The sequence below is a fragment of the Salipiger abyssi genome, from assembly GCF_001975705.1.
Classification (GTDB): domain Bacteria; phylum Pseudomonadota; class Alphaproteobacteria; order Rhodobacterales; family Rhodobacteraceae; genus Salipiger; species Salipiger abyssi.
In genome coordinates this window covers 3,051,987-3,077,579 of sequence record NZ_CP015093.1, presented here as the reverse complement: position 1 = coordinate 3,077,579, position 25,593 = coordinate 3,051,987, and the positions used below count along the sequence as shown (strand labels likewise).

Genomic DNA, 25,593 nt, shown 5'->3' with positions numbered 1-25,593 from the left:
GCCCCCTGACAAGGAAGAGGCGGCCTTGGGAGGCCGCCTCTTATGCCTTGCTGGACACGGACAGGTTATCCGTCTTGCCAAGGATCGTCGTCGCTGTCCTTGGCGCTGGTCATGGCGAATATCACCACAGCGATAACCGAGAGAGCGCCCAGCCCGGCGATAAAGATATCGGTGGGCATGGTTGACTCCTAGCTACGTTCATCTTCACAACCGGTCGCCCCCTGCACGAGTTCCGGAACTTTTTCAGGGAATCGCGGGTTTTTTCTGCAAATTGATCCAAAGGGGAGGGAGCCGATGCTCTACAGTCTTGCCGAGATGCTGAGCTGGCGCGCGCGCACGGGCGGAAAAGAGGCGATGGTCACAGACATGCTGTTCGACCTGCGGAGCCGTCATCTGACCTACCTGTCGCTCGCGGTGGACGGCCCGCCCGGCGGGCAGGCGCTCGCGGCGGCGTCGCGGATGGGACCGCCCGACATGGAGGCACGCGCGCTGCCGCTGGAGATCAGCGAAGAAGAGCTGGCCCGCGCCCCGCATTGGGATGGTGGCGATACCGCGCAGCTCGACGCGCTCATGCTCGCGATGCCGCCGCTTGTAGTGGGGCCGTTCGGCGCCACCCATGCGCCGCTCGCCATGGCGAGCTATGCCGCCGGGCAGGCCGAGCCGCAGGACGACGACCCCCGCGCCACGGAAGCGCTCGACCGCTACGAGCGGCTGACCCGCTGGCTCGGCGGCCCGGTCTTCGCCCGCGATGGCGAGGTCGGCAGCCTGTCCGATCTGCTGTTCGACTTCGAGGCGAACCGGATCAATTATCTCATTGTCGACAATGGGAAATTCTTCGGCCACCAGCAGCGCGCCCTGCCCTTCACCGCATTGGCGCACCGGGCGCCGGGAGCCAAGGGCGGGCATCTGGTTCTGGATCTCTCCCAAGCCGAGGTCGAGGCCGCGCCGGAGGCGCAGACGGTCATATCCGACGCCTGACCGGCCCCTAGTTCCAGAGTGCGGCGCCGGCCTCCTCCGCCTCTGCCTCGGCGGCGGGAAGCTGTGCGGCATTCTCGTGCCCGGCCCGCGCCGCCGCCACCAGCGAGCGGAACAGCCGGCGATGCGCGCGGCGATAGATCAGATGTTCCGGGTGCCACTGCACCCCCAGCGCGAACGGGTCGCTCATGCGTTCGATGGCCTGCACCATGCCGCCCTCGTCGCGCGCGGCGACCTGCAAGCCGTCGCCCAGCCGATCCACCGCCTGGCTGTGCAGCGCATTGACATAAAGACATTCCGCCCGCGCCGAATGCGCCAGCAGCGTGCCGCTGCCGATCGAGACTTTTTTGCGCGGCAGGATGGTGCGGATATTGCGCGAATCGTAGACCTGATAGGCATCCTGGTGCAGCGTGCCGCCCAGCACGATATTGAGCATCTGCGAGCCCCGGCAGATCCCCAGGATTGGCAGTTGCCGCTCGAAAGCGCCGCGCAGCACCTCCTGCTCCAGCTTGTCGCGCGCCGGGTCGAGCCGCACACCGACGCGCAGCTCGCCGCCGTAAAGCGTCGGCGCGATATCGTCGCCGCCGCCGATCACCACCCCGTCGACCGCGTCGAGATCGACCTTGCGATAGCCCGTCTGCCAGCGCAGCGCCCGCCCGCCCGCAAGCCGGATCGCCAGCGCCATCAGCGGAAACACACGCCAGCCCGAGCGGCGCGACACCGTGACCCCGATCACCGGCCTCACAGCCCCGCCTCCAGCAGCAGTTCCTGCACCTTCCAGGCCCAGTCCGGACGGATCGTGGTCAGCGAGGCGCGGTGCTCACGCCAGGCGGATTTGAGGCGCTCCAGCAAGGTTGTGTTCCCCGCCACCCGCTCGACCAGCACCCAGCGGTTCCACTCCCTGGCCAGCGACCAGTTCGGCTCGTCGATGCGGCAGTCGGGCAGCCGCCAGTGATAGGTGGGCCGGGCCGAGATCTGCTCCATATCCATCACCCGCGCCACCCGCGTGCGGTCGATCTGCGCAAACAGACAGAGCATGTCGAGCCCGTGATTGCGCGAGGGCGCATGCTCCAGATAGGTGTCGATCAGCTTCGCCATGGTGGTCGGCGCCCCCGGCGCCGCCAGCCGGTCGATCAGCGCACGCGGATAGGGATCGACCCAGGGCAGCAGCCGGCGCGACATGTCGATCCCGGCGATGCGGCGCAGGTGGTCCTCGACCAGCGCATAGGCGGTCAGCACCGGCGCGATATCGTCGAAATCCAGCGACACCGCCTCGGGATTGAAATGCACGCCGAAACCGAGCAGCACCCCGCCGGAGGTGCCCGTCGCGCCCGCCTCGGCCAGCCGGTCGAGCGCAATGTCGAGCTCGGCGATCTGCGCGATTTCCAGCGGTTTGGAGACGATCTCCACCGGCACCACATTGCGCGCCAGATCGCGCAGCTGCCGGCCCAGCCCCTCGTATTCCAGCTTCAGCAGCGGCCGGCTGTCGAGATAGATCTCGAAATCGCCGAGGCGGCTGTCGGTCACCTGCCATTGGCCCGGCACCTGCTCGCGCGCCTCACCGCCCAGGCTCCGGCTCAGCAGCGCCGCCACCCGCGCCTCGGTGAGCCCGGACAGCTCGATCTCGACGCCGACATGCCGCGCGCGCCCGTCAGCCGTGTGCGGGCGCGGCAGAGGCAGGACCGGCGGCGGATCAGAAATCGCGGACATTGGGCACCCCGGTCGGCACGGTTTCGTCCGGTTCGAAATCCTTCAGCGCAAAGTCCACCCGGACCCGGTAAATCCCGCCCTCAAGCCCCTGCTCCAGCGTGCCGCCGAGCTGCATGGCAAAGGCCTGGATCAGCCGCGAGCCAAGCCCGGCGGGCTCGATATCCATCTCGGCCTCCTCCTCGGATTGCGCCGGCCCTTCCAGCGCGGCGGTGTTGGTGATCTCAAGCACCGCGCCGCCGTTGTCGTCCCGCACGAAACGCACCGAAACCCGCGCCTGGCGCTCGCCCTCGGGCGGGGCTGCGTATTTCATCGCGTTGGTCAGCGCTTCGGCGGTGAGCAGCGACACCGGCACCGCCTGATCGGGCACCGCCTCGATCGGATCGAGCACGGTCTCGACCTTCACCGGACGGCCGCTGATTTCGGTCATCTGCGCCATCTGCTGCACCAGATCGCCGAGCAGCCGCCCGGCATCCACATGGCCGAGATCGTCGGTCTGGTAGAGGTTGCGGTGGATCGTGGCGAGGCTGCGGATGCGGTCCTGCAAGCGGTGCAGCACCATGCGCGTCTCGGACGCCCGCGCCTGGCGGATCTGCATGTTCATGATCGAGGAAATGAGCTGGAGGTTGTTCTTGACCCGGTGGTGCACCTCCTTGAGCAGGATGGTCTTTTCGCGCAGGGCGTTTTCCTGCTGCGCCTCATCGCGCAGGATCCCCTCGGCCATGTCGAGGAAATCGTCCTCCATCTCTGCCAGCTCCGAGGGCATTTCGCCGCGCACCCGCAGATCGGCGATGCGGCGGGTGCGGGCAAAGGTGCGCATGCGCCGCGACAGGCGTTTGACGTGGCGGATCACCAGCCGGTTGACCGCCAGAAACGCCACGATCACCGAGGCCGCCCACATCAAGAGCGGCAGAGCCTTGGCGATGCCGCTGACGGTGATCGCCTGCGCCTCGGCATTGTCGCGGCTCCAGATCCCCAGCGCATGCACCATTCCGGGCACCAGCGGAGCAGCGGCATAGACGCGCGTCGTGCCGTCGGCGCTGCGCGCGGCAAAGCTCTGCGCCCGCGCGCCCACCAGGCTGGCGAGATCGAGATCGGCGGGCAGAAGCCCGGCGACATTGTCGATCCCCTCGCGTGAGGAGAGGATCTCGCCATGTTCGTTGATCGTCACGAGATCCTCGAAATCCGCCGGCACGTCGTCGCCCTGCCGGCTCGGCAGCAGCGCGGAGGGCACCGAGAGCAGCACATGGCCGGCAAGCGAGCCGTCGTGGAAGAACGGCTCGGCAACGACGATGACCTCGCGCGCGCTGATCGGCGCCGAGCGGTTGAGCCAGGCGGTGGCGCCAGGCGTCTCGATCAGCGTCTGAAGCCGCGGTGAGTTGCGGCTGTCGAGCCCCGCCCCTGCCGAGGAGCAGGGAATCCGGCCGTCATCCGTCATCAGCGCGGCAAAGGAATAGCCCGGCGATGCGGTCAGATAGGCGGAGAGCTGCGCCGAGCACTCCTCGAGATCGTCGAGCTCGCGCAGTTCCTGCCCGAGCGTCGCCCCCAGCGCCTGCGCGACGCCCTGGGCACGCAGCACGGTTTCACGCTCGCCCACCGCAGCGGCCTCGGTCAGCGCCACCAGCGAGAGCTGCGAGCGCAGGCGCGTCTCCTGCTGGAGCTTGGCGGTCTGGAAATACGCCACGACGCCGATCGGCACCAGCGCCAGGGTCAGAAAGAGGATCATGCGCGCCGCAAGCCCCATGGGGCGCAGGCGCGGGCTGTCCGCAAGAGTCATGGCGTTCCGTTCGTTTCCCTCAGACGTCCCGACCGCAGCAGCGCGGCTCAGCCCAGCACACCGCCCGCGCGCCCCGCGGCCACAACGGCCATGGTCGCCTGGTCGGTCATCTCAAGCTCGTCCTCATCGTCGAGCTTGAGCAGTTCGGCCAGCCGCGCACGGGCGCGGTTGACTCGGCTCTTGATCGTGCCGACGGCAACGCCGCAGGTCTCTGCCGCATCTTCATAGGAAAAGCCCTGCGCGCCGACAAGGATCAGCGCCTCGCGTTGTTCGTCGGAGAGCTGCACGAAGGCACGGCGGAAATCGGCCATTTGCAGGCGCCCGTCATGGGCGGGCTTTTCCGACAGGCTTTCGGTAAAGATCCCCTCGGCATCAGACACCTCGCGCCCGGCCTTGCGCCGGTTCGAATAATAGGTGTTGCGCAGAATGGTAAAGAGCCAAGCCCGCATATTGGTGCCGGCCTCGAAGGTGCCGATCTTGGTCCAGGCCTTTACCAGAGTGTCCTGCACCATGTCGTCGGCAACCGCACCGTTGCGGGTCAACGACAGCGCGAAGGCGCGCAGCGCCGGGATATGACCGACAATCTCGTCGCGAGGGTCGGCACTCATTTGGGATCCCCCTCTGTCGGGTCGCTGCCCTCGTCCTGCGCGCGCAACTGAGCGATCAGGTCGAGAAACCGGTCGGGAACGGCTTCGTCCAGCATGTCCTGATAGACCCGCCGCAGGTTCTCGTCGATCACCTCGGTGTCTTTGTCTTTTCTCCGCGTCTGACCCATAATTGTCCTTACTGCTTTCTGCGGTGCCCGCGCACTTTTTTTCCACTCTGCGGGAACCAATGCAGATACGATACGTTTGGTTCCCGAAAAAACGCAAAAAGGGAAGTTCATGATGACAAAGGGTGACCTTAGTCAGGGCATCGGGGCCGCGCTGCCCTATCTGCGCCGCTATGCGCGCGCGCTGACCGGCAGCCAGAGCACCGGCGACAACTATGCCGCCGCGACGCTCGAGGCCATTCTCGCCGACCGCAGCGCCGCCGCCGAGGCCAGCACGCCCAAGGTCGGCCTGTTCCGGGTCTTCCACGGCATCTGGGCGACAACCGGCGCGCCGGTCGCGAGCGAAGACAGCGGCGCGATCGCCAAGGCGCAGGACCGACTGTCCAAGCTGACCACCAACAGCCGCGAAGCGCTGCTGCTGCACACGATCGAGGAATTCAGCCTCAGCCAGGTGGGCGAGGTCATGCAGATCTCCACCGAAGAGGCCGATGAGCTGGTGCGCATGGCCCGCCACGAGATGGCGGATGCGGTCTCGGGCCGGGTGCTGATCATCGAGGACGAGGCGATCATCGCCATGGATCTCGAAAGCATCGTCGCCGATCTCGGCCACCGGGTGACGGGCGTGGCCCGCACCCGCGACGCGGCGGTGAAGCTCGCCGGGAAAGAGGCACCGGATCTGGTGCTGGCCGATATCCAGCTTGCCGACAATTCCTCGGGCATCGACGCGGTGAACGACATTCTCGGAGAGCTGGGCGAGCGCCCGGTGATCTTCATCACCGCCTTCCCCGAGCGGCTGCTGACCGGCGAACGGCCGGAACCGGCCTTCCTGATCTCCAAACCCTATTCCGAGGATCAGGTGCGCTCGGCGGTGAGCCAGGCGATGTTCTTCTCCTCGACCGAGACGCTGAAAGCCTGAACGCTTTCGCCTCGAAGGTTTCAAAGGGTGCCCGTTTCGGGCGCCCTTTTTTGCGTCGGGCAATCGCCTGCTCCCGAAGCGGGCGCCTCCTTCCCGCAAAGAAAAACCGCCGCGCTCTAGCAAGCGCGGCGGCTGTCTGTGCAGCTATGATCGTTCAGGCCTTGCGGACGAGCCGCATGACCAGGGTCACCACGAAAAGCACCAGGAAGATGAAGAACAGCACCTGTGCGATGCCCGCCGAGGCGGATGCGATGCCGCCAAAGCCGAACACACCGGCCACGATGGCGACGACGAAGAAGAGAAGAGCCCAGTACAGCATAGCGAATTCCTCCAGTTGACTGCTGTTTTGGTTAAGAGAGAGAGCGAGAGAGTGAGCTGCCTCAGACAGAGGCGCGGGCGCTGCGCGGCCCGGCGATCAGCCAGATGATGAAGCCCAGAAGCGGCAGCACGATCACCAGAAGCGTCCAGAGCACCTTGGCACCGGTGCTGGCGCGCGAACTCAGGATCGAGACGATGGCCCAGATGTCGAGAACGAGGACGATAAAGCCCCCAATACCGGCAAATTCCATGGCGAAGCCTCCTTTACAGTCGGTTGCGGAAGACACACGCCCTTTGAACGGTGGCGCACGGCCTCCGCCGGGGCAGCCGCCCCGAAGGTCTTCGGACTTCCATGATTTCCTTGTCCCCGGCCCCATGCCGGGGGTCTGCGTTAGAAACGCCGCGTCTCACGAAAAGGTTCCCGCGCCGTCATCCAGCCCGCGCGCGTCTTAGAAATTAAGAATTCCCTTCGCGGCGGCTTTGCCCGAGGCTGATCTCATGACTTAGGAGGAGACCCCGATGTTCCGCAGCGCCTGTATCGCCATCACCGCCGCCACCCTGACGGCCCTGCCCGCCGCCGCCGACACCCCGAGCGCGGCACAAACCGAGCAGATCCTGGCGATGCTCGCAGAGATGCAATGCGAGATGGACCCCGACGATATCGAGATGGAAGACGGCGGCTACGAGCTGGATGACGTCTATTGCGCCGACGGTCAGTACGATATCGACCTCGACGCCGATCTCAATGTCACCAACAAGCGCAAGGAATAACCAGACCCGGCCGCCTCACTCTCCCGGCCGACAGACCGGCGCCGCCCACCTCTCCCGGGCGGCGCCGTTTTTTATGTCCGGCTGCCTCAGGCCAGCGAGGGCAGCCAGAGCACGATGGCGGGGAACGCCACCAGCAGGCCGATGGTCACCGCATCGGCGATGAAGAAAGGCGTCACGCCGCGGAACACGTCCTGCACCGACAGATCCGGGCGCACGCCCGCGACGACGAAACAGTTGAGCCCGATGGGCGGGGTAATGAGGCAGAACTCGGCCATCTTGACCACCAGGATGCCGAACCAGACCGCGCACATCTCTCCGCTCATGCCAAAGGTGCTGTCGGCAGCCAGCACGTCCTCGCCGCCATTGAGCGCCATCACCGCAGGATAGACCACCGGCAGGGTCAGCAGCAGCATGCCGATCGCGTCCATGAACATGCCCAGCACCGCATAGGCCAGCAGGATGCAAATCAGGATCACCATGGGCGGGTAATGCAGCGACGCGATCCAGTCGGCAAAGGCCGAGGGCAGATCGGCGAAGCCCAGAAAGCGCACATAGATCAACACGCCCCAGATGATGGTGAAGATCATGATCGAGAGCTTGGCGGTCTCGATCAGCGCGTCCTTGAACTCCGCCCCGCGCATGCCGTGCAGCAGCGCCATGACGAAGATGATGAAGGCGCCCACCGCACCGCCCTCGGTCGGCGTGCCCCAGGCATCGCCGAACGGGTTGTAGACAAAGAAGATGATGATCACGACCACCGCCACGATCGGCAGCGCCGCCGGCAGCGACGCAAAGCGCTGCCCCCAGGTGAAGCCCCTGACCGGCGGGCCGAACCCCTTGATGGTCAGCGCCAGCACGACGATCAGCGTGCCGTAAACCACCGCCGAGAATGCGCCCGGGATGAACCCCGCCAGCAGCAGCTTGCCCACATCCTGCTCGACGATGATCGCGTAGATCACCAGAATCGCCGAGGGCGGAATGAGCGACGCGAGCGTGCCGCCCGCCGCCACGACGCCGGCGGCAAAGCGTTTGTCGTAACCGATCTTGAGCATCTCGGGGATGGCGATGCGGGCGAACACCGCCGAGGTCGCGACCGAGGCGCCCGACACCGCCGCAAAGCCTGCCGTGGCAAAGACGGTCGAAACCGCGAGCCCCCCCGGCACCCAGGCCAGCCAGCGCTTGGCCGCCTCGAACAGCGCCTTGGTGAGCCCGGCATAATAGGCCAGATAGCCGATCAGGATGAAGGTGGGGATGAGGCTCAGCGCCTGGCTTGCCACCTTGCCATGCGGCACCTGACCGGCGGTCTTGACCGCGACAGAGATCGCCCAGCCCAGCATTTCGGGATCGTAGCTGCGCTTTTCCCAGAAGATCCAGACCAGCCCGAGCAGCCCCGCGAGCCCGGCGGCAAAGGCCACGCGCATGCCCAGCACCACCATGACAAAGAGCCCGCCCGTGACCCAGAGGCCGATTTCAATGGATGTCATGCATCATGCCCCTGAATGTGCTCCGCCTCTGCCGCCGCCTGCTCGGCCACGCTCTGCACCAGCGGCACCGCCACCGGCGTCTCGAGCCCCAACACCAGCGCGCGGCCATAGCCCCAGAGCTGGAGCACCAGCCGCAGGCACATGATGAAGAAGGCCACCGGCACGATCAGCTTGGCCGGCCAGAGCGGCAGGCCGAGGTCGATGGTGGAATCGCGCGACCACATCGGTGCCGCGAAATCGAAGCTGCGGTCGAAATGCGCCCAGCTGCCCCAGACCAGCGCCGCCATCAGCACGAAGATCCCGAAGGTGGTGAACAGCTCGGCCAGCCAGAGCGCCCGCCCCTTCAGCTTGCCCACCACGATATCCATGCGGATATGCCCGCCATTGCGCTGCACATAAGAAATGCCGAAGATCGCGATCAGCGGCATCGCCATCTCGATCCAGTCGACATAGCCGCGCAAAGGCTCGTTGAAGAGCTCGCGCCCGCCGACCGAGATCACCGCCAGGCACATCAGCCCGAAGGCGCCCAGCCCCGAGACAAAGGCGGCGACCCGCTCGAGACGCTCCAGCGCCCGGTCGAGCCGGCTGAGCGTCGATCCGTCGGTCAGTACGGCGGAATGTCCGGCCATGGCGAGATCCTTCCTTGCGGTCGCCGGGGACGCAGAGGCCCCGGCTCACGGCCGGGGCACGGAGATGCGGCTGGCAGTCCCCCGCCCCGGCCCCTCCTGGCCAGGGTCAGTTCGACGCGCGGGTCTCTTCCAGCGTCGTCATCACCAGATCGTAAAGCTCCTGCGCCGGAAGCCCCTGCGCGCTCAGCTCTTCGATCCAGGCCTCATGCGTCGGCGTGCCGGCGATCTCGCGGAACTTGTCCAGCTCCTCCTCCGAGATCATCACCTTCTCGACGTCTTTCTCTTCCAGCACGCTGTCCCAGCGCGCCAGCAGCTCGCCGTAATTGGCCAGGTAATGGTCCAGCGCCGCGGGGATCGAACTGTCGAGCGCCTCGCGCTCGGCATCCGACAGCGCATCATAGGCATCCATGTTCACCACCACCGGGCAGTTCACGGTGCCGGGGTTGAGGTTGGCGGTCCACCAGTCGGCCTCGTTGATCGTGCCGAAGGAGAGATGCGCGTGCTGTGCAAAGGAAGCGGTGTCGATCACGCCGGCCTCCATCGCCTGATAGACCTCGGAGGCCGTCATCGAGGTGGGCACGGCGCCCACCGCCTCGAAGGCGCGGCCGATGCCGCCGGTGGCGCGCACCCGCATGCCGTCGAATTCCGCCAGCTCGTCGCGCGGCTCGCCGGTGCCGACGAGATTGTATTGCGGCATCGGTGTAGGCATCAGCAGCTGCGCGCTCCACTGCGCCATCTCATTGGCCACTGCCGGATGCGCATAGACCGCCTGCGATACCGCCAGCTCCTCCTCGAGCGTATTGACGCCCAGGAACGGCAGTTCGAGCACGGTGATCGCGCGGTTCTTGTCCGGGTGATAGCCGGCGCAGAACTGCGCCATCTCGAAGGCGAAGATCGAGATGCCGTCGAGATTCTCGGTGTTCTTCGACAGGCCGCCATAAGAGATGTTCATGGTAAACTCGCCATCGGTCTTTTCCTCGACCAGCTCGGCGAGCTTGTGCACATGTTCGGTAAAGGCGCGGCGCTTGCCCCAGAGCGAGACGTTCCATTCGGTCGCCATGGCTTCGGTGGCGAAGGCGACGGTCAGCGCCGAGACGCATACAGTGCTCGTCAGTCGTTTCATTGGTTCTCCTCCCAAATCGCGGCGGTTGCCACCGCCTTGGCAGCGAACGTTAGAGCATCGGCCAAACGACGCAACCCCGATCCCGAGTCGCCGTTACGTCGCCCTGCGGCGGCGTTGGGCGACCGCAAGGTATACAATGGCATTCCGTAACAATTTGTCACACCCCCGTGAGATCCACCAAACCGTCAAGCTGCCGGAACTCGCCCTATGATTGTTTACACTATGTGGTGCGGAGCCCATTGAATCCATGGGAATTTCCGGCGCAGATGGTAAAAACTTTACTAACATACGCACGCTAACGAAAATGATTTACAAATAAAGACTTATATTACCGTTACTTATTTCATTCTTTTCGAACGGCGGTATGATCAGGCAAGGGATGGGAAATGCCGCATCGCGGCGTTCGAGACTTTTCAGATAGGGAGGATCTCCTATGAAGGATGACGCTCAAACCACCGCCGCCGACACCTACCCGCCGTCTTCCGATTTTGTTTCCGGGGCGCATGTTGACGCTGCGCGTTATGACGAGATGTATGCGCGGTCACTGAGCGATCCGGACGGGTTCTGGGCCGATCAGGCGCAGCGGCTCGACTGGATGGCGCGCCCGACCAAGATCAAGAACACCTGCTTCGAGTTCGGCAAGGTCGATATCAAATGGTACGAGGACGGCGTGCTCAACGTCGCCTATAACTGCATCGACCGGCACCTCAAGACCCGCGCCAACCAGACCGCCATCATCTTCGAGCCCGACAACCCCGAAGACCCCGCGCAGCACATCACCTATGCCGAGCTCTACGACAAGGTGAACCGCATGGCCAACGTCCTGCTCTCCCAGGGCGTCATGCGCGGCGACCGCGTCGTCATCTACCTGCCGATGATCCCCGAGGCCGCCTATGCCATGCTGGCCTGCGCGCGCATCGGCGCCATCCATTCCATCGTCTTCGCCGGCTTCTCGCCCGACGCGCTGGCCAACCGCATCAACGATTGCGGCGCCAAGATCGTCATCACCGCCGACACCGCCCCGCGCGGCGGCCGCAAGACCGCGCTCAAGTCGAACACCGACGCAGCCCTCCTGCACTGCTCCGACAAGGTGCGCTGCCTCGTCGTCAAGCATACCGGCGACCAGACCTCCTGGATCCAGGGCCGCGATGTCGACCTCAACTACCTCATGGAGCACGCCGCCCCCGACTGCCCGCCGCGGCCGATGAACGCCGAAGACCCGCTGTTTATCCTTTACACCTCGGGCTCGACCGGCAAGCCCAAGGGGGTTGTGCACTCAAGTGGTGGATATTTGGTTTACGCCGCCATGACGATGGAGATCAGCTTCGATTACCACGAGGGCGACGTCTATTGGTGCACCGCCGATGTGGGCTGGGTGACCGGGCATTCCTATATTGTTTACGGGCCCTTGGCCAATGGCGCCACGACGCTGATGTTCGAGGGCGTGCCGACCTGGCCCGATGCCAGCCGGTTCTGGCAGGTTTGTGAAAAACACAAGGTAAATCAGTTCTACACCGCGCCGACGGCCATTCGCGCGCTGATGGGCCAGGGTGACGATTTCGTAACCGGTTGCGATCTATCCTCGCTCAAGGTGCTGGGCACCGTGGGCGAACCGATCAATCCGGAGGCGTGGAACTGGTATAACGACAAGGTGGGTCAGGGCCGCTGCCCGATCGTCGACACCTGGTGGCAGACAGAGACCGGCGGCCATCTGATGACGCCGCTGCCGGGCGCGCATGCGACCAAGCCAGGCGCGGCGATGAAGCCGTTCTTCGGGGTCAAACCCGTGGTGCTGGAGCCGACAAGCGGCGAGATCATCGAGGACCGCCCGACCGAGGGCGTGCTGGCGATTGCCGACAGCTGGCCGGGGCAGATGCGCACGGTCTGGGGCGATCACGAGCGCTTCGAGCAGACCTATTTCCAGCAATACAAGGGCTATTACTTCTCCGGTGACGGCTGCCGGGTGGATGCGGATGGCGATTACTGGATCACCGGGCGGGTCGATGACGTGATCAACGTCTCGGGCCACCGCATGGGCACGGCAGAGGTCGAATCGGCGCTGGTGGCGCATGCCAAGGTGGCCGAGGCCGCGGTGGTGGGCTACCCGCACCCGGTCAAGGGCCAGGGCATCTACTGCTACATCACGCTGATGAACGAGGTGGAGCCGTCCGACGATCTCAAGAAGGAGCTGCGCACCTGGGTGCGCACCGAGATCGGCCCCATCGCCTCGCCGGATCTGATCCAGTGGGCGCCGGGCCTGCCGAAGACCCGCTCCGGCAAGATCATGCGCCGCATCCTGCGCAAGATCGCCGAAAACGACTTCGGCGCCCTCGGCGATACCTCAACACTCGCCGATCCCTCCGTCGTCGACGACCTCATCGAAAACCGCGCGAACAAGGGGTAACGGAGATGGACGGACAGACCGTAACCGCCGCCCCCGTGCTCATCCTTCTCGGCCCTCCGGGGGCCGGGAAAGGCACGCAGGCGCGCATGCTCGAGGACACGTTCGGCCTCGTGCAGCTCTCCACCGGCGACCTGCTGCGCGCCGCCGTCGCACAAGGCACCGAGGCCGGCAAACAGGCCAAGGCGGTGATGGAGGCCGGCGGGCTGGTGAGCGACGAGATCGTCATCGCCATCCTGCGCGACCGGCTCGCCGAGCCAGATTGCGCCCGCGGCGTGATCCTCGACGGCTTCCCGCGCACCACCGTGCAGGCGCAGGCGCTCGATGCGCTGCTGGCCGAGACCGATCAGCAGATCAACGCCGCCATCAGCCTTGAGGTGGACGATGCCGCGATGGTCGAGCGGATCTCGGGCCGCTACACCTGCGCCGCCTGCGGCGAGGGCTATCACGACAGCTTCAAGCGGCCCGCCAAAGAGGGCGTCTGCGACAAATGCGGCGGCACCGAAATGAAGCGCCGCGCCGACGACAAGGCCGAGACCGTGGCCAGCCGTCTGGAGGCCTATCACGCCCAGACCGCGCCGCTCATCGGCTATTACGAGGAGAAACGGGCCCTGTCGCGCATCGACGCGATGGGCGCCATCGACAAGATCGCCGCCGATCTCGGCACGATCGTGGAGGACGCGACGGCCCGCTGAGGGCCGCCGCAGCGCCGCCTCCGGCAAGGGGGGCGGGTTATGTATCAAGGAGAGGAGGGACCCGCGCATGGCGGATCAAACATCGAGCGGCGAGGCCTATTGGAAGGCCAACCTGCGCATCATCATCGTAAGCCTCATCATCTGGGCCATCTGCTCGTTCGGCTTCGGCATCCTGCTGCGCCCGATGCTCTCGGGCATCATGGTCGGCGGCACCGATCTGGGCTTCTGGTTCGCGCAGCAGGGCAGCATCCTGGTCTTCCTGGTGCTGATCTTTTTCTACGCCTTCCGGATGAACAAGCTCGATAAAGAATTCGGCGTGGACGAGGAGTAACGCGTCATGGATCAGTTTACCATCAACCTGCTGTTCGTGGGCGCGTCCTTTGCGCTCTACATCGGCATCGCGATCTGGGCCCGCGCGGGCTCCACATCGGAATTCTACGCCGCCGGCCGCGGCGTGCACCCGGTCACCAACGGCATGGCGACCGCCGCCGACTGGATGTCGGCCGCCTCCTTCATCTCGATGGCCGGCCTCATCGCATTTGTCGGCTATGACAACTCCACCTATCTCATGGGCTGGACCGGCGGCTACGTGCTGCTGGCGCTGCTTCTGGCGCCCTACCTGCGCAAGTTCGGCAAGTTCACCGTGTCGGAATTCATCGGCGACCGGTTCTACAGCCCGACCGCGCGCATGGTCGCGGTGCTCTGCCTGATCATCGCCTCGACCACCTATGTGATCGGCCAGATGACCGGCGTGGGCGTGGCCTTTGGCCGCTTCCTCGAAGTGGACAGCACCACCGGCCTGCTGATCGGTGCGGTGATCGTCTTTGCCTATGCGGTGTTCGGCGGCATGAAGGGCGTGACCTACACCCAGGTGGCGCAATATTGCGTGCTGATCCTCGCCTATACGATCCCGGCGATCTTCATCTCGCTGCAACTGACCGGCAACCCGATCCCGGCGCTGGGTCTCTTCGGCTCGACCGAAAGCGGTACGCCGCTGCTCCAGACCCTCGACCAGATCGTCACCGATCTCGGCTTCAGGGAATACACCGCGCATAACGGCGACACGTTCAACATGGTGCTCTTCACCCTGTCGCTGATGATCGGCACCGCCGGCCTGCCGCACGTCATCATGCGGTTCTTCACCGTGCCCAAGGTGGCCGATGCACGCTGGTCCGCCGGCTGGGCGCTGGTCTTCATCGCGCTGCTCTACCTGACCGCCCCGGCGGTGGGCGCCATGGCGCGCCTGAACATCACCCAGCAGTTCTGGCCGGAAGGCGCCTCGGGCGAGCCGGTCGCGGTCGAGACCATCGAGAGCGATCCCACCTATAACTGGATGAAAACCTGGGAGCAGACCGGCCTGCTGGGCTGGAACGACGCGAACGGCGACGGTCGCATCGCCTATTTCAACGATGCCGACGCCGAAACCGTCGCCGCGATGGAAGAAGCCGGCTGGGGTTCGGAGAACGAGCTGACCAACTTCAACCGCGACATCCTGGTTCTGGCCAACCCCGAAATCGCCAACCTGCCCAGCTGGGTGATCGGTCTGGTGGCCGCCGGTGGCCTCGCCGCCGCGCTCTCCACCGCCGCCGGTCTGCTGCTGGCGATCTCCTCGGCGGTCTCGCACGACCTGATCAAGGGCCAGCTCAACCCGGGCATCAGCGAAAAGGGCGAGCTCATGTCTGCCCGGGTCGCCATGGCCGTGGCCATCGTCGTCGCCACATGGCTGGGTCTGAACCCGCCGGGCTTTGCGGCACAGACCGTGGCACTGGCCTTCGGCCTCGCGGCCTCGTCGATCTTCCCGGTTCTCATGATGGGCATCTTTACCAAGGTGAACAACAAGGGCGCCGTGGCGGGCATGCTCGCCGGTCTGATCGTGACCCTGATCTATATCTTCCTGCACAAGGGCTGGTTCTTCATCCCGGGCACCAACTCCTTCACCGATGCCGAACCGCTGCTCGGCACCATCAAGTCGACCTCGTTCGGCGCGGTGGGCGCGGTGATCAACTTCGCGGTGGCCTTCATCGTCTCCAAGGCGACAAAGCCGATCCCGCAGGAGATCTCCGAGCTGGTGGAAAGCGTGCGCGTGCCGCGCGGCGCCGGCGCCGCCCAGGACCACTAAGCCAAGGGTCTGGCCGTCCTGCGGCCTTTCCCCTACCCTTCCCCCGTCCCGCGCCAAGCCGGGGCGGGGTTTTCTTTCCCCGCCGCCCGCGCCCTTCCGGAGGCCGACCGATGCCCATCGCACCCGAAGAGCTCCACCGTTTCCTGAGCGCCGTCCATCCATATGACACGCTGGACAGCGACGCGCTGGAGGGGATGCTGCCGCAATTCGTGCAGCGCCGCCTGCCGGCGGGCGAACCGATCTATGCCGTGGGCCAGCCGCTCGACGGACTCTATCTCATTCATTCCGGACAGGTCGAGATCCGCGACGAGAACGATGTCGTCGTCTCCCTGCTCGGCCCGCGAAATTCCTTTGGCGAGCGCGGCCTGACCCGCGACGGCATCGCCGCCACCTCGGCCCGCACGGTCGAGGAAACGCTGCTGCTGATGCTGCCGGTCTATGCCTTCAACGCGCTGGTGCAGGAGCACCCCGCCGCGCAGCGCTTCTTCGACCGCTCGCGCGCCGCCAAGCCGCGCAAGACCGACCTCGCCCATTCCCGGGTCGAGACGCTGATGGCGGCAAAGCCGCTCACCCTGCCGCCCGAGACCAGCGTGCAGGAGGCTGCAAAGCTGATGGCCGAGCGCCGCGTCTCCTCGGTCTGCATCACCGACGGGCCCGCGCTGAAGGGCATCCTCACCATCCGCGATGTCTCGGGCAAGGTGGTGGGCGGCGGGCTGTCTTTCGACACGCCGGTGGCGCAGGTGATGACCGCCGAGCCGCTCACCCTGCCCCCTTCGGCCATCGGCTCGGACGTGCTGCACATGATGATGGAGCGCCATATCGGCCATGTGCCGGTGACCGAGGGCGGCCGGCTGGTGGGCATCGTCACCCAGACCGATCTGACGCGGTTTCAGGCGGTCAGCTCCGCCGAGCTAGTGGCCGAGATCGCCCGCGCGGACAGCGCCGAACAGATGGCCGAGGTCACCGCCCGCATCCCGCAGCTCCTGGCGCAGCTCGTGGCCAGCGGCAACCGCCACGAGGTGGTGACGCGGCTCATCACCGACATTGCCGACACCGTCACGCGGCGCCTGCTGGCGCTGGCCGAGGACAGGCTGGGCGCGGCGCCGGTGCCCTATCTCTGGCTCGCCTGCGGATCGCAGGGGCGGCAGGAACAAACCGGCGTCTCGGATCAGGACAATTGCCTGTTTCTCGACGACAGCGCCACCGAGGACGATCTTTCGTACTTTCGGGAAATGGCGAAATTCGTCTCGGATGGCCTTGATAAGACGGGATATTACTATTGTCCCGGCGATATGATGGCGACCAATCCGCAATGGTGTCAGCGCGTCGGCACCTGGCGCGGCTATTTCGCCAAATGGATCGCCAAGCCCGATCCGATGGCGCAGATGCTGGCCTCGGTCATGTTCGACCTGCGCCCCATCGGCGGCAGCAAATCGCTCTTCGAGGATCTCCAGGAAGAGACGCTGGCGAAGGCCGCGAAGAACTCGATCTTCGTCTCGCACATGATCGCCAACTCGCTGAAACACACGCCGCCGCTGGGCCTCTTGCGCGGCTTTGCCACGATCCGCTCGGGCGAGCACAAGAACACGCTGGATCTCAAGCACAATGGCGTGGTGCCGGTGGTCGACATGGCGCGGGTCTATGCGCTTCAGGGCGAGCTTACCGAGGTCAATACCCGCGCCCGGCTGGAGGCGGCGGTGGCGGCGGGCAAGCTCTCGGGCTCGGGCGGGCAGGATCTGCTCGATGCCTACGATCTCATCGCCGAAACGCGGCTGGAACATCAGGCGGCGCAGGTGAAACGCGGCGCGGCGCCCGACAATTATCTCGCCCCCGCCGACCTGTCGGATTTTGAGCGAAGTCATCTGCGCGATGCCTTCGTGGTGATAAAATCGCTGCAATCGGCGCTGGGGCATGGGCGCGGCATGCTGGGCTGAGCCGGACCAAGGGGAGGAGAAACCATGTTTCTGGAACTGATCGCCGTTTTCGTCGCGGGGTTCGCCGGCGCCGGCGCGGTGATGCTGCTCAACAAGCTGATGGGCGGGCGCCTGCCCCGCTGGCTGATGCCGGTGGGCGCCGGCACCGCGATGATCGCCGCCGCGATCGCCAGCGAATACGGCTGGTACGGTCGCACCGCCAGCGCGCTGCCCGAGGGGGTCGAGGTCGCCACGGTGCATGAATCGCGCGCGCTCTACCGGCCCTGGACCTATGTCGTGCCGATGGTCGACCGCTTCATCGCCGTCGATCGCGGCACCCGCGTCGCCAACCGCGAGACCGAGGGGCTCTATCTTGCCGATCTCTATTTCTTCGCCCGCTGGCAGCCGGTGCAGGCGGTCGAGATGATGGTGGATTGCGTCAACCACCGCCGCGCCGATCCCGCCGGCGGCGATGGCGGCGCGCCGGTCTGGCGCGAGGCGGGCAGCGACGACCCGATTGTCGCGGCGGTCTGCGCGGAGGGCGGCGCATGAGCAAGCTCGGCCTGCGGCTGCGGATCTTCCTGTTCTTCGGGCTGCTCGCGCTCGGCGGCAGCGCGGCGGTGCTGCTGGCGCTCTGGGCCGGGCATGCGCGCGTGGCGGAAACCTCCGTCGCCGACGGCTTTGTCTTTGCCGCCATCGTCGCGGTGCTGGCGCTGCTGGCGCTCAGCGTCGGGGTCTGGCTGCTCTTCGACGAGAATGTCGCCAAGCCCATCGAGAAGCTCGCCGCCGAGATGCGCATGCGCGCCCACGCCGGGGTATCGCGCGAGGTCGACACCCATGCGGCGCGCTATCTCGGCGATCTCGCCCATGCCGCCCGCGCGGTCTCCGAGCGGCTGACCGAGGGTACGCTCGACAGCGCGCAGCGGGTGGCGTTGGAGACCGAGCGGCTGAGCATCGAAAAGGCCCGGCTCACCGCGCTGCTGACCGAGATCCCGGTGGCGATGATCCTGGTGAGCCCGCGCGGGCAGATCGTGCTCTATGACGGTCAGGCGGCGGAGGTGCTGGCACAGCTGCATGTGCCACGCCTGAACGCGCCGCTGTCGGATTATTTCGAGGCATCGGGGCTGGAGGCCGCGGTGACCCGGATGCACAAGACCGGGCGCGAGGTGCGCTTTACCGCCGAGGGGGTGGACGGCGCGCAGAGCTATGACGCGCGGCTGAAGCCGATGGAGGGCGGCGGCTACATGATGGTGATCGAGGGTGCCGAGACGCACATGCCGCCAGAGGCCGAGCGCCCGCTGGTCTATGATTTCGACCTGCTGAACCATGATGCCCCCGCCAGCATCGAGGACACGCCGCTCTCGGCGCTGAGCTACACGGTGTTCGATACCGAGACCACGGGGCTCTTGCCGCACAAGGACGAGGTGGTGCAGATCGGCGCGGTGCGGGTGCTGAACGGGCGCATCGTGCCCGGCGAGGTGATCGACCAGCTGGTCGATCCGGGGGTTCCGATCCCGCCCAGCTCGACCCGGGTGCACAAGGTGACCGACGCCATGGTGCGCGGCAAGCCCGATATCGCCGAGGCCGGGCGGCGCTTTCACCGCTTTGCCAAGGGCTCGGTCATCGTGGCGCATAACGCGCCCTTCGACATGGCCTTCCTGCGCCGCCACCGCGACCGCATGGGCGTGGTCTGGGACCATCCGATCCTCGATACGGTGCTGCTCTCGGCGGTGCTGTTCGGCGCCAGCCAGACCCACACGCTGGATGCGCTTTGCGAGCGGCTGGGCGTCGAGATCCCGGCGGCGCTGCGCCACACCGCGCTGGGGGATGCCCATGCCACGGCGCAGGTGCTGGTCAGGATGCTGCCGATGCTGGAGGCGCGCGGGATGACCCGTTTCGGCGCGGTGCTGGACGAGACGCGCAAACATGGCCGGCTGCTGGAAGACCTGAACTGAGATCGTCGAGCGCCGCCTGCGCGGCGGCACGCGGCAGCCCGCCCGGCGGCAGCCGGCGCAGCGCGGTGATCCGGCTGTTCAGCGCCCGGTAGGCGGCGTGCAGCGCGATGGCGCGGGGGATGAGCGGGCCTTTCGCGGGCGGCGGGGTCAGCGGCCAATAGGCGCACAGCGCCGACAGGCCCGCCAGCGGCAGCGAATCGGCGGCGCGCGGCCCCAGCGCGATCACGAGATCGGGCGGCGCAGCCGCCCCGGGCGGTTTCGGATAGAGCGCCGCAAGATCGTGACGGCGCTGCGCCAGCAGCGCCAGCGTCAGCGGATCGGCCGAGGGCGCGGGCGTCAGCCCCGCCGAGGCCGCCTGGACCCGCCCCGCCAGCCGGCGGCGCGCCAGCGCCTCCGCCATCAGCGACAGCGCGGCATTGTCCTCGCAGAGAAACAGCAGGCGCGGCACGGGCGGCAGGCGGCGCGCCCCGCGCCCGGCCCGCCCGAGGCAGAGATCCTCCGCCGCCCAGCCCAGCGCCTCGCCCAGCCGCTCCGGCGCCGCGCGGTAGAATCGCGAGGGGCCATCGCGCGACCGTTCCAGCAGCCCCGCATCGCTCAGCGCCGCGAGATGCGCCGAGAGGGTCGAGGGCGGGACGGACAGCGCGCGGGCGATCTCTCCCGCGCCCATCGCATGCGGCAGCCGCGCCACCAGCAGCGCAAAGAGCCGCGCCCGCAATGGCGCGCCGAGCAGAGACAGCATGGTGAGAAAGCCCGCATCCATGGCGGCAGGCTTAGCGCCACGCCCCTGAAGACGCGGTTAATATCCGCCCGCGCCGCAGCAACTCTTTTCGAAAAGAGTTGCAAGCGTTTTCGAAAACGCTTGGCTCAGCCCAGCACGGCCGTGAGCGCGCGGTCGAGCTTGTCTACGAGTTCGCCCACCTGATCCTCGGTCAGGATGAAGGGCGGCGCCAGCAGCACATGATCGCCTCTCTGCCCGTCGATGGTGCCGCTCATCGGATAGCAGATCAGCCCCTCGGCAAAGGCCGCTTTCTTGAGCTTTCCCGCCACGCCCTGGCCCGGATCAAAGGGCGCCTTGCTCTCGCGATGCGCCACCAGCTCCAGCCCGAGGAACAGCCCGCGCCCGCGGATATCGCCCAGATAGGGCCGCTGGCCGAACCGCTCCTCCAGCGCGCCGCGCAGCAGCGCGCCCATCGGCGCCACCCGGCCCAGCACCTGATCGTCCACCAGCCGCTCAAGCACCGCGCAGGCACCGGCGCAGGAGGTCGGATGGCCGAGATAGGTGTGACCGTGCTGGAAGAACCCCGACCCGGTTTCGATGGCCGCATAGATCTCCGCCGAGCACAGCATCGCCCCGATGGGCGCATAGCCCGCCCCCAGCCCCTTGGCCACGGCACAGATATCCGGCGCCACCCCGTCCTGCTCGCAGGCAAAGAGCGTGCCGGTGCGGCCCATGCCGCACATCACTTCGTCGAGAATCAACAGGATGCCGTAGCGGTCGCAGATCTCGCGGATCCGTTTGAAATAGCCCGGCACCGCCGGCACCGCCCCCGCCGTGGCGCCGACCACCGGCTCTGCGACAAAGGCCATGACCGTCTCGGGGCCGAGCGCCTGCACTTCCGCCTCGATCTCCGCCGCCAGCCGTTTGCCGTATTGCTCCTCGGTCTCGCCCGGCGCCATGCCGCGATAGGCATAGCAGGGTGCGACGTGGTGCACGTCGATCAGCAGCGGCGCAAAAGGCTCGCGGCGCCAGATATTGCCGCCCGTGGCCAGCGCCCCCAGCGTATTGCCGTGATAGCTCTGACGCCGCGCGATGATGTTGACCCGCTGCGGCTCGCCCTTCTCCAGATAATACTGCCGCGCCAGTTTCAGCGCCGATTCCATCGCCTCGGACCCGCCGGCCACCACATAGACCCGGTCGAGCCCCTCGGGCGCGAGCGAGACCAGCCGGTCGGCCAGCCGCTCGGCGGGCTCGGAGGTGAAAAAGCCGGTATGGGCAAAGGCCACCTGATCGAGCTGCGCCTTCATTGCGCCGATCACCTTGGAATCGCCATGCCCCAGACAGGAGACCGCCGCGCCGCCGGAACCGTCGAGATAGGCCTTTCCGTCGGTGTCGTAGAGATAGGCCCCGTCCGCACGCGCCACGACCGGCGGCAAGGCTTTGGTGTGACGCGGAAAAATATGCGACATTGCGCTCCTCATCCGGGCTGACGTTCGGTCAATTCGCGCCGGGCTTGCCCGATTTGCTTCCCTGCGCTCTTCTGGGCACTATTATCACTATAAATGCAATCAAGATCACAGGGAGCAAGATCTGATGAAAAAATCCATCTTCGGCGCCATCCTGTCCGGCGCGCTCGTGACGACCGGCGCGGCCACCGCTCAGGAGCAACAGTTCATCTCCATCGGCACCGGCGGCGTGACCGGCGTCTACTACCCGACCGGCGGCGCGATCTGCCGTCTGGTGAACAAGAGCCGCAAGGAACACGGCATCCGCTGCGCCGTGGAATCGACCGGCGGCTCGGTCTACAACATCAACACCATCAAGGCCGGCGAGCTGGAATTCGGCGTCGCCCAGTCCGACTGGCAGTACCACGCCTATAACGGCACCTCGCAATTCTCCGACAATCCCTTCCCCGAGCTGCGCGCGGTGTTCTCGGTGCATCCCGAGCCCTTCACCCTGCTCGCCCGCGCCGATTCCGGCGTCGAGAAATTCGAGGACATCGCCGGCAAGCGCGTGAACGTGGGCAACCCGGGCTCCGGCCAGCGCGCCACGATGGAAGTGGTGATGGACGCCTTCGGCATCGGCATGGACGATCTGGCGCTGGCAACCGAGTACAAGGGCGCCGAGATGGCGCAGCAGCTCTGCGACGGCAATATCGACGCGATGATCTACACCGTCGGTCACCCCGCCGCCGCCATTCAGGAGGCCACCACCACCTGTGACGTACAACTCATCGATGTGGTGGGCGAGCCGATCGACACGCTGGTCGCCGACAACCCCTATTACCGTGTCGCTACCATCCCCGGCGGCATGTATGCGGGCAATGACGAGGACACCACAACCTTTGGTGTGGGCGCGACCTTTGTGACCTCCTCCGAGGTGCCCGAAGAGGTGGTCTATGTGGTCGCCAAGGCGGTGATGGAGAACATCGACGATTTCCGCCAGCTGCACCCGGCCTTCGCCAATCTCGACCCGGCGGAAATGGTCAAGGACGGCCTCTCCGCGCCGCTGCATCCGGGCGCCGACAAGGCCTATAAAGAGCTGGGCCTGATCGAATAAGCGCGGGATCTCCCGCCTTCCGGGCGCCGCACGCGGCGCCCGAACACCATCTCGGGTTGCGCGAAGATTTCCGCGCAACCCGCCATAAATAAATAAAATATTTCCAAAAAACAGAGGGGACTTGGCGATGGTGGATCAGCCGTCAACGGAACGTACTGCCGACGATATGGTGGCCGAGGCCGATACCGGCGCGCGCAACCCGACGAACTGGCAGGGCACGCTTATCCTCGGCACCTGTATCGTCTGGTCGCTGTTTCAGCTCTACATCGCTTCGCGCATCCCCGGGATGATCGCCCAGGCGACGGGGATGAGCATCTTTGCCAATATCGTCGCGCAGGCGCGCTTCGTGCATCTCGCATTCGCGCTGGCGCTCGCGACCATGGCGTTTCCGCTGACCAAGACCGCCGCGCGCGACCGCATCCCCGCCTATGACTGGGCGCTGTTGATCCTCGGCGTTTCGGCCTGTCTCTACCTCGTGGTCTTCCGCTTCGATATCGCCAGCCGCCCCGGCCTCTGGAGCACCACCGACATCACCATGTCGGCCATCGGCATGATCTGTCTGATGATTGCCGTCTATCGCTCGCTCGGCCTGCCGCTGGTGATCATCGGCTGCGCCTTCATCGCCTTTGCCTTCTTCGGAGGCTATTCCGAATGGGCACGCAATATCACCAATTACGGCGGCGCCTCGCTGTCGAAGGCCTTGGGCCATTACTGGATGCAGACCGAAGGCGTGTTCGGCGTGGCGCTCGGTGTCTCGACCTCGATGATCTTCCTCTTCGTGCTGTTCGGCGCCCTGCTCGACCGCGCCGGCGGCGGCAACTGGTTCATTCAGGTCGCCATCGCGCTTCTGGGCGCGCTGCGCGGCGGGCCGGCCAAGGCCTCGGTGCTGAGCTCGATGATGACCGGGATGATCTCCGGCTCCTCCATCGCCAACACCGTGACCACCGGCACCTTCACCATTCCGCTGATGAAGCGCATCGGCTTTCCGGCGGAAAAGGCCGGCGCCGTCGAGGTCGCAAGCTCGACCAACGGCCAGCTCACCCCGCCGGTGATGGGGGCCGCGGCCTTCCTGATGGTGGAATATGTCAACATTCCCTATATCGACGTGGTCAAACACGCTTTCCTGCCGGCGGTGATCTCCTACATCGCTCTGCTCTACATCGTGCATCTGGAAAGCCTGAAGATGGGGCTCAAGGGGCTGGAGAAGCCCGGCCGCCGCATCGGCGTGCTGATGATCCTGATCCTGTTCCTGTCGGGCTTCATCGCGCTCGGCATCCTGACCTTCCTGATGATCGGGCTGCGCGCGCTGCTCGACCCGATCATGGGCGGCTCGATCTATGTCGCCGTGGCGCTGGTGGGCGTGCTCTACCTGGTGCTGCTGAAGATCTCGGCGGGCTTTCCCGAGATCAAGGAAGACACCGATCCCAATGCGCCCCCTACCGCGCCGCGCCTGACGCCGACGCTGATCGGCGGGCTCTACTTTGCGATTCCGATCTTTATTCTGGTCTGGAACCTGATGGTGCGGACCGATACGCTCGACCGGCTGTCGCCGGCGCTCTCGGCGTTCTGGGCGACGATCTTCATGATCTTCATCGCCCTCACCCATCGCCCGCTCAAGGCGATGTTCCGCCGCCATGACGTGGGCGCCGAGGCGCGCGCGGGCTGGGGCGATTTCGTGCAGGGGCTCATCCTCGGGGCGCGCAATATGATCGGTATCGGCGTCGCCACCGGCGCCGCCGGCGTCATCGTCGGCACCATCAGCCTCACCGGCGCACATCAGGTCATCGGCCAGGTGATCGAGGTGATCTCGGGCGGCAACCTCATGGTGCTGCTGCTGCTGGTTGCGGTGCTGTCGCTGATCCTCGGCATGGGGCTGCCCACCACGGCAAACTATATCGTCGTCTCCAGCCTCATGGCGCCGGTGATTATCAGCGTCGGTGCGCAGGTGGGCCTCGTGGTGCCGCTGATCGCCGTGCATATGTTCGTCTTCTATTTCGGCATCCTCGCCGACGACACGCCCCCGGTGGGGCTTGCCGCCTACGCGGCGGCGGCGATCTCGCGCGGGGATCCGATCAAGACCGGCCTTCAGGGCTTCGGCTACGACATCCGCACGGCGCTTTTGCCGTTCCTGTTCATCTTCAACACAGACCTGCTGCTGATCGACGTGGATTTCTTTCACGCGGTGTTCATCTTCTTCGTGGCCCTGCTTGCGATGCTGCTCTTCGCCGCCGCGACGCAAGGCTACTTCATCGCCAAGTCGAAGCTCTGGGAAAGCGTCGTGCTGCTCTTCATCGCCTTCATGCTGTTCCGCCCGGGCTTCTTCCTCGACATGGTGGAGGATCCCTATGTCACCGCCTCCGGCAACACGGCGCTTGAGCTGATGGCCGAGGAGCCCGACGGGGTCGATCTGCGGCTGATGATCGAGGGGCCCGATTTCGACACCGGCAAGGTGCGGCCCACCACGGTGGTGATCCCTGCCGTGGCCGGCGATGCCGATGCGGCGCTGTCGGCACAGGGGCTGACTGTGCTGGAAGAGGACGGCCGGCTGCTGCTGGAAGAACCCTTCCCCGGCACACCGCTCTTCGACCAGCTCGGCACCGAGTACGACTATTACGGCGACAGCCCGGTGGTGATCTCGGCGGTGCAGGTCGAAAGCGAGCGCTTCGCCAAGGAGTGGTTCTTCATCCCGGCGCTGCTGCTGTTGGCGGGGGTCGTGATGATCCAGCGCCCGCGCGCGAAACAACCGGCCTTCTGAGGAGGA

24 protein-coding genes are annotated in these 25,593 nt (G+C 66.0%); 12 read left to right on the top strand and 12 right to left on the bottom strand.

All coding sequences use genetic code 11. The features are described 5' to 3' along the window. Positions 1-294 precede the first annotated feature (294 nt). Entirely contained in the window at positions 295-978 is a 684-nt protein-coding gene (locus Ga0080574_RS18530; RefSeq protein ID WP_076703122.1) for a PRC-barrel domain-containing protein, read from the top strand. Between the two features lie 7 nt (positions 979-985). Here the strand turns inward: Ga0080574_RS18530 and Ga0080574_RS18525 are convergent, their stop codons facing one another. The 5 genes from Ga0080574_RS18525 to Ga0080574_RS26275 are packed head-to-tail and all read right to left on the bottom strand — an operon-like array spanning position 986 to position 5,198. Continuing rightward, positions 986-1,720 (bottom strand): gamma-glutamyl-gamma-aminobutyrate hydrolase family protein, encoded by a 735-nt coding sequence (locus tag Ga0080574_RS18525; protein ID WP_076703120.1) that lies wholly within the window; start codon positions 1,718-1,720, stop codon positions 986-988. Next, the gene (locus Ga0080574_RS18520) at positions 1,717-2,685 is read right to left on the bottom strand and encodes an amidoligase family protein (RefSeq protein WP_076703117.1); all 969 of its coding nucleotides are present in this window, start codon (positions 2,683-2,685) and stop codon (positions 1,717-1,719) included. Before Ga0080574_RS18520 ends, Ga0080574_RS18525 begins: the two co-directional genes overlap by 4 nt. Further along, a complete protein-coding gene (locus Ga0080574_RS18515) occupies positions 2,669-4,459 on the bottom strand; it encodes a sensor histidine kinase (RefSeq protein ID WP_076703115.1) in 1,791 nt (596 codons plus the stop codon). The genes Ga0080574_RS18520 and Ga0080574_RS18515 overlap by 17 nt, the downstream gene beginning before the upstream one ends. A 47-nt stretch (positions 4,460-4,506) precedes the next feature. Then, positions 4,507-5,067, bottom strand: coding sequence for an RNA polymerase sigma factor (locus tag Ga0080574_RS18510; protein ID WP_076703113.1), 561 nt, complete (start codon positions 5,065-5,067; stop codon positions 4,507-4,509). Then, complete coding sequence (locus tag Ga0080574_RS26275) at positions 5,064-5,198, bottom strand: NepR family anti-sigma factor (RefSeq protein WP_380658434.1); 135 nt, start codon at positions 5,196-5,198, stop codon at positions 5,064-5,066. The genes Ga0080574_RS18510 and Ga0080574_RS26275 overlap by 4 nt, the downstream gene beginning before the upstream one ends. A 148-nt stretch (positions 5,199-5,346) precedes the next feature. On the opposite strand from Ga0080574_RS26275, the gene Ga0080574_RS18505 reads away from it, so the two are divergent. Then, complete coding sequence (locus tag Ga0080574_RS18505; protein ID WP_076706049.1) at positions 5,347-6,147, top strand: response regulator; 801 nt, start codon at positions 5,347-5,349, stop codon at positions 6,145-6,147. A 154-nt stretch (positions 6,148-6,301) separates the two neighbouring features. On the opposite strand, the gene Ga0080574_RS18500 is transcribed toward Ga0080574_RS18505, so the two are convergent. Then, the gene (locus tag Ga0080574_RS18500; protein WP_076703111.1) at positions 6,302-6,466 is read right to left on the bottom strand and encodes a DUF1328 domain-containing protein; all 165 of its coding nucleotides are present in this window, start codon (positions 6,464-6,466) and stop codon (positions 6,302-6,304) included. A gap of 61 nt (positions 6,467-6,527) precedes the next feature. Beyond that, complete coding sequence (locus tag Ga0080574_RS18495) at positions 6,528-6,716, bottom strand: PLD nuclease N-terminal domain-containing protein (protein ID WP_076703108.1); 189 nt, start codon at positions 6,714-6,716, stop codon at positions 6,528-6,530. Positions 6,717-6,984: 268 nt separating this feature from the next. Here Ga0080574_RS18495 and Ga0080574_RS18490 point away from each other — a divergent pair, with 268 nt between their 5' ends. Next, positions 6,985-7,236: a hypothetical protein gene (locus Ga0080574_RS18490; RefSeq protein ID WP_076703106.1), complete on the top strand. Its 252-nt coding sequence runs from the start codon at positions 6,985-6,987 to the stop codon at positions 7,234-7,236. Positions 7,237-7,322: 86 nt separating this feature from the next. Here Ga0080574_RS18490 and Ga0080574_RS18485 read toward each other — a convergent pair whose 3' ends face one another. The 3 genes from Ga0080574_RS18485 to dctP all read right to left on the bottom strand — a co-directional run bounded on the left by Ga0080574_RS18485 (position 7,323) and on the right by dctP (position 10,472). After that, a complete protein-coding gene (locus Ga0080574_RS18485; RefSeq protein ID WP_076703104.1) occupies positions 7,323-8,720 on the bottom strand; it encodes a TRAP transporter large permease in 1,398 nt (465 codons plus the stop codon). Further along, on the bottom strand, positions 8,717-9,349 hold the full coding sequence (locus Ga0080574_RS18480) for a TRAP transporter small permease subunit (protein WP_076703102.1): 633 nt from the start codon (positions 9,347-9,349) through the stop codon (positions 8,717-8,719). The genes Ga0080574_RS18485 and Ga0080574_RS18480 overlap by 4 nt, the downstream gene beginning before the upstream one ends. 106 nt (positions 9,350-9,455) lie before the next feature. Further along, positions 9,456-10,472 (bottom strand): TRAP transporter substrate-binding protein DctP, encoded by a 1,017-nt coding sequence (gene dctP / locus Ga0080574_RS18475; protein ID WP_076703099.1) that lies wholly within the window; start codon positions 10,470-10,472, stop codon positions 9,456-9,458. A gap of 433 nt (positions 10,473-10,905) precedes the next feature. Here dctP and acs point away from each other — a divergent pair, with 433 nt between their 5' ends. The 7 genes from acs to Ga0080574_RS18440 all read left to right on the top strand — a co-directional run bounded on the left by acs (position 10,906) and on the right by Ga0080574_RS18440 (position 19,555). Next, positions 10,906-12,876: an acetate--CoA ligase gene (acs, locus tag Ga0080574_RS18470; protein WP_076703097.1), complete on the top strand. Its 1,971-nt coding sequence runs from the start codon at positions 10,906-10,908 to the stop codon at positions 12,874-12,876. A gap of 5 nt (positions 12,877-12,881) precedes the next feature. Continuing rightward, the gene (locus tag Ga0080574_RS18465; RefSeq protein ID WP_076703095.1) at positions 12,882-13,568 is read left to right on the top strand and encodes an adenylate kinase; all 687 of its coding nucleotides are present in this window, start codon (positions 12,882-12,884) and stop codon (positions 13,566-13,568) included. A gap of 67 nt (positions 13,569-13,635) precedes the next feature. Beyond that, entirely contained in the window at positions 13,636-13,899 is a 264-nt protein-coding gene (locus Ga0080574_RS18460; RefSeq protein ID WP_076703092.1) for a DUF4212 domain-containing protein, read from the top strand. Positions 13,900-13,905: 6 nt separating this feature from the next. Then, positions 13,906-15,687: a sodium:solute symporter family protein gene (locus Ga0080574_RS18455; RefSeq protein WP_076703090.1), complete on the top strand. Its 1,782-nt coding sequence runs from the start codon at positions 13,906-13,908 to the stop codon at positions 15,685-15,687. A 110-nt stretch (positions 15,688-15,797) separates the two neighbouring features. Next, positions 15,798-17,621 (top strand): putative nucleotidyltransferase substrate binding domain-containing protein, encoded by a 1,824-nt coding sequence (locus Ga0080574_RS18450; RefSeq protein WP_076703088.1) that lies wholly within the window; start codon positions 15,798-15,800, stop codon positions 17,619-17,621. 24 nt (positions 17,622-17,645) lie between these two features. Further along, a complete protein-coding gene (locus Ga0080574_RS18445; protein WP_076703086.1) occupies positions 17,646-18,152 on the top strand; it encodes a hypothetical protein in 507 nt (168 codons plus the stop codon). After that, positions 18,149-19,555: a 3'-5' exonuclease gene (locus tag Ga0080574_RS18440; RefSeq protein WP_076703084.1), complete on the top strand. Its 1,407-nt coding sequence runs from the start codon at positions 18,149-18,151 to the stop codon at positions 19,553-19,555. The genes Ga0080574_RS18445 and Ga0080574_RS18440 overlap by 4 nt, the downstream gene beginning before the upstream one ends. On the opposite strand, the gene Ga0080574_RS18435 is transcribed toward Ga0080574_RS18440, so the two are convergent. After that, positions 19,455-20,315: an arsenate reductase/protein-tyrosine-phosphatase family protein gene (locus tag Ga0080574_RS18435; RefSeq protein WP_076703082.1), complete on the bottom strand. Its 861-nt coding sequence runs from the start codon at positions 20,313-20,315 to the stop codon at positions 19,455-19,457. The two genes, Ga0080574_RS18440 and Ga0080574_RS18435, sit on opposite strands and share 101 nt — an antisense overlap. A gap of 104 nt (positions 20,316-20,419) precedes the next feature. After that, positions 20,420-21,742: an aspartate aminotransferase family protein gene (locus Ga0080574_RS18430; RefSeq protein ID WP_076703080.1), complete on the bottom strand. Its 1,323-nt coding sequence runs from the start codon at positions 21,740-21,742 to the stop codon at positions 20,420-20,422. A gap of 124 nt (positions 21,743-21,866) precedes the next feature. On the opposite strand from Ga0080574_RS18430, the gene Ga0080574_RS18425 reads away from it, so the two are divergent. Together Ga0080574_RS18425 and Ga0080574_RS18420 are read left to right on the top strand one after the other, a co-directional pair. After that, the gene (locus tag Ga0080574_RS18425; RefSeq protein ID WP_076703078.1) at positions 21,867-22,832 is read left to right on the top strand and encodes a TAXI family TRAP transporter solute-binding subunit; all 966 of its coding nucleotides are present in this window, start codon (positions 21,867-21,869) and stop codon (positions 22,830-22,832) included. Positions 22,833-22,959: 127 nt separating this feature from the next. Further along, complete coding sequence (locus Ga0080574_RS18420) at positions 22,960-25,587, top strand: TRAP transporter permease (RefSeq protein WP_076703076.1); 2,628 nt, start codon at positions 22,960-22,962, stop codon at positions 25,585-25,587. Positions 25,588-25,593: the final 6 nt, after the last annotated feature.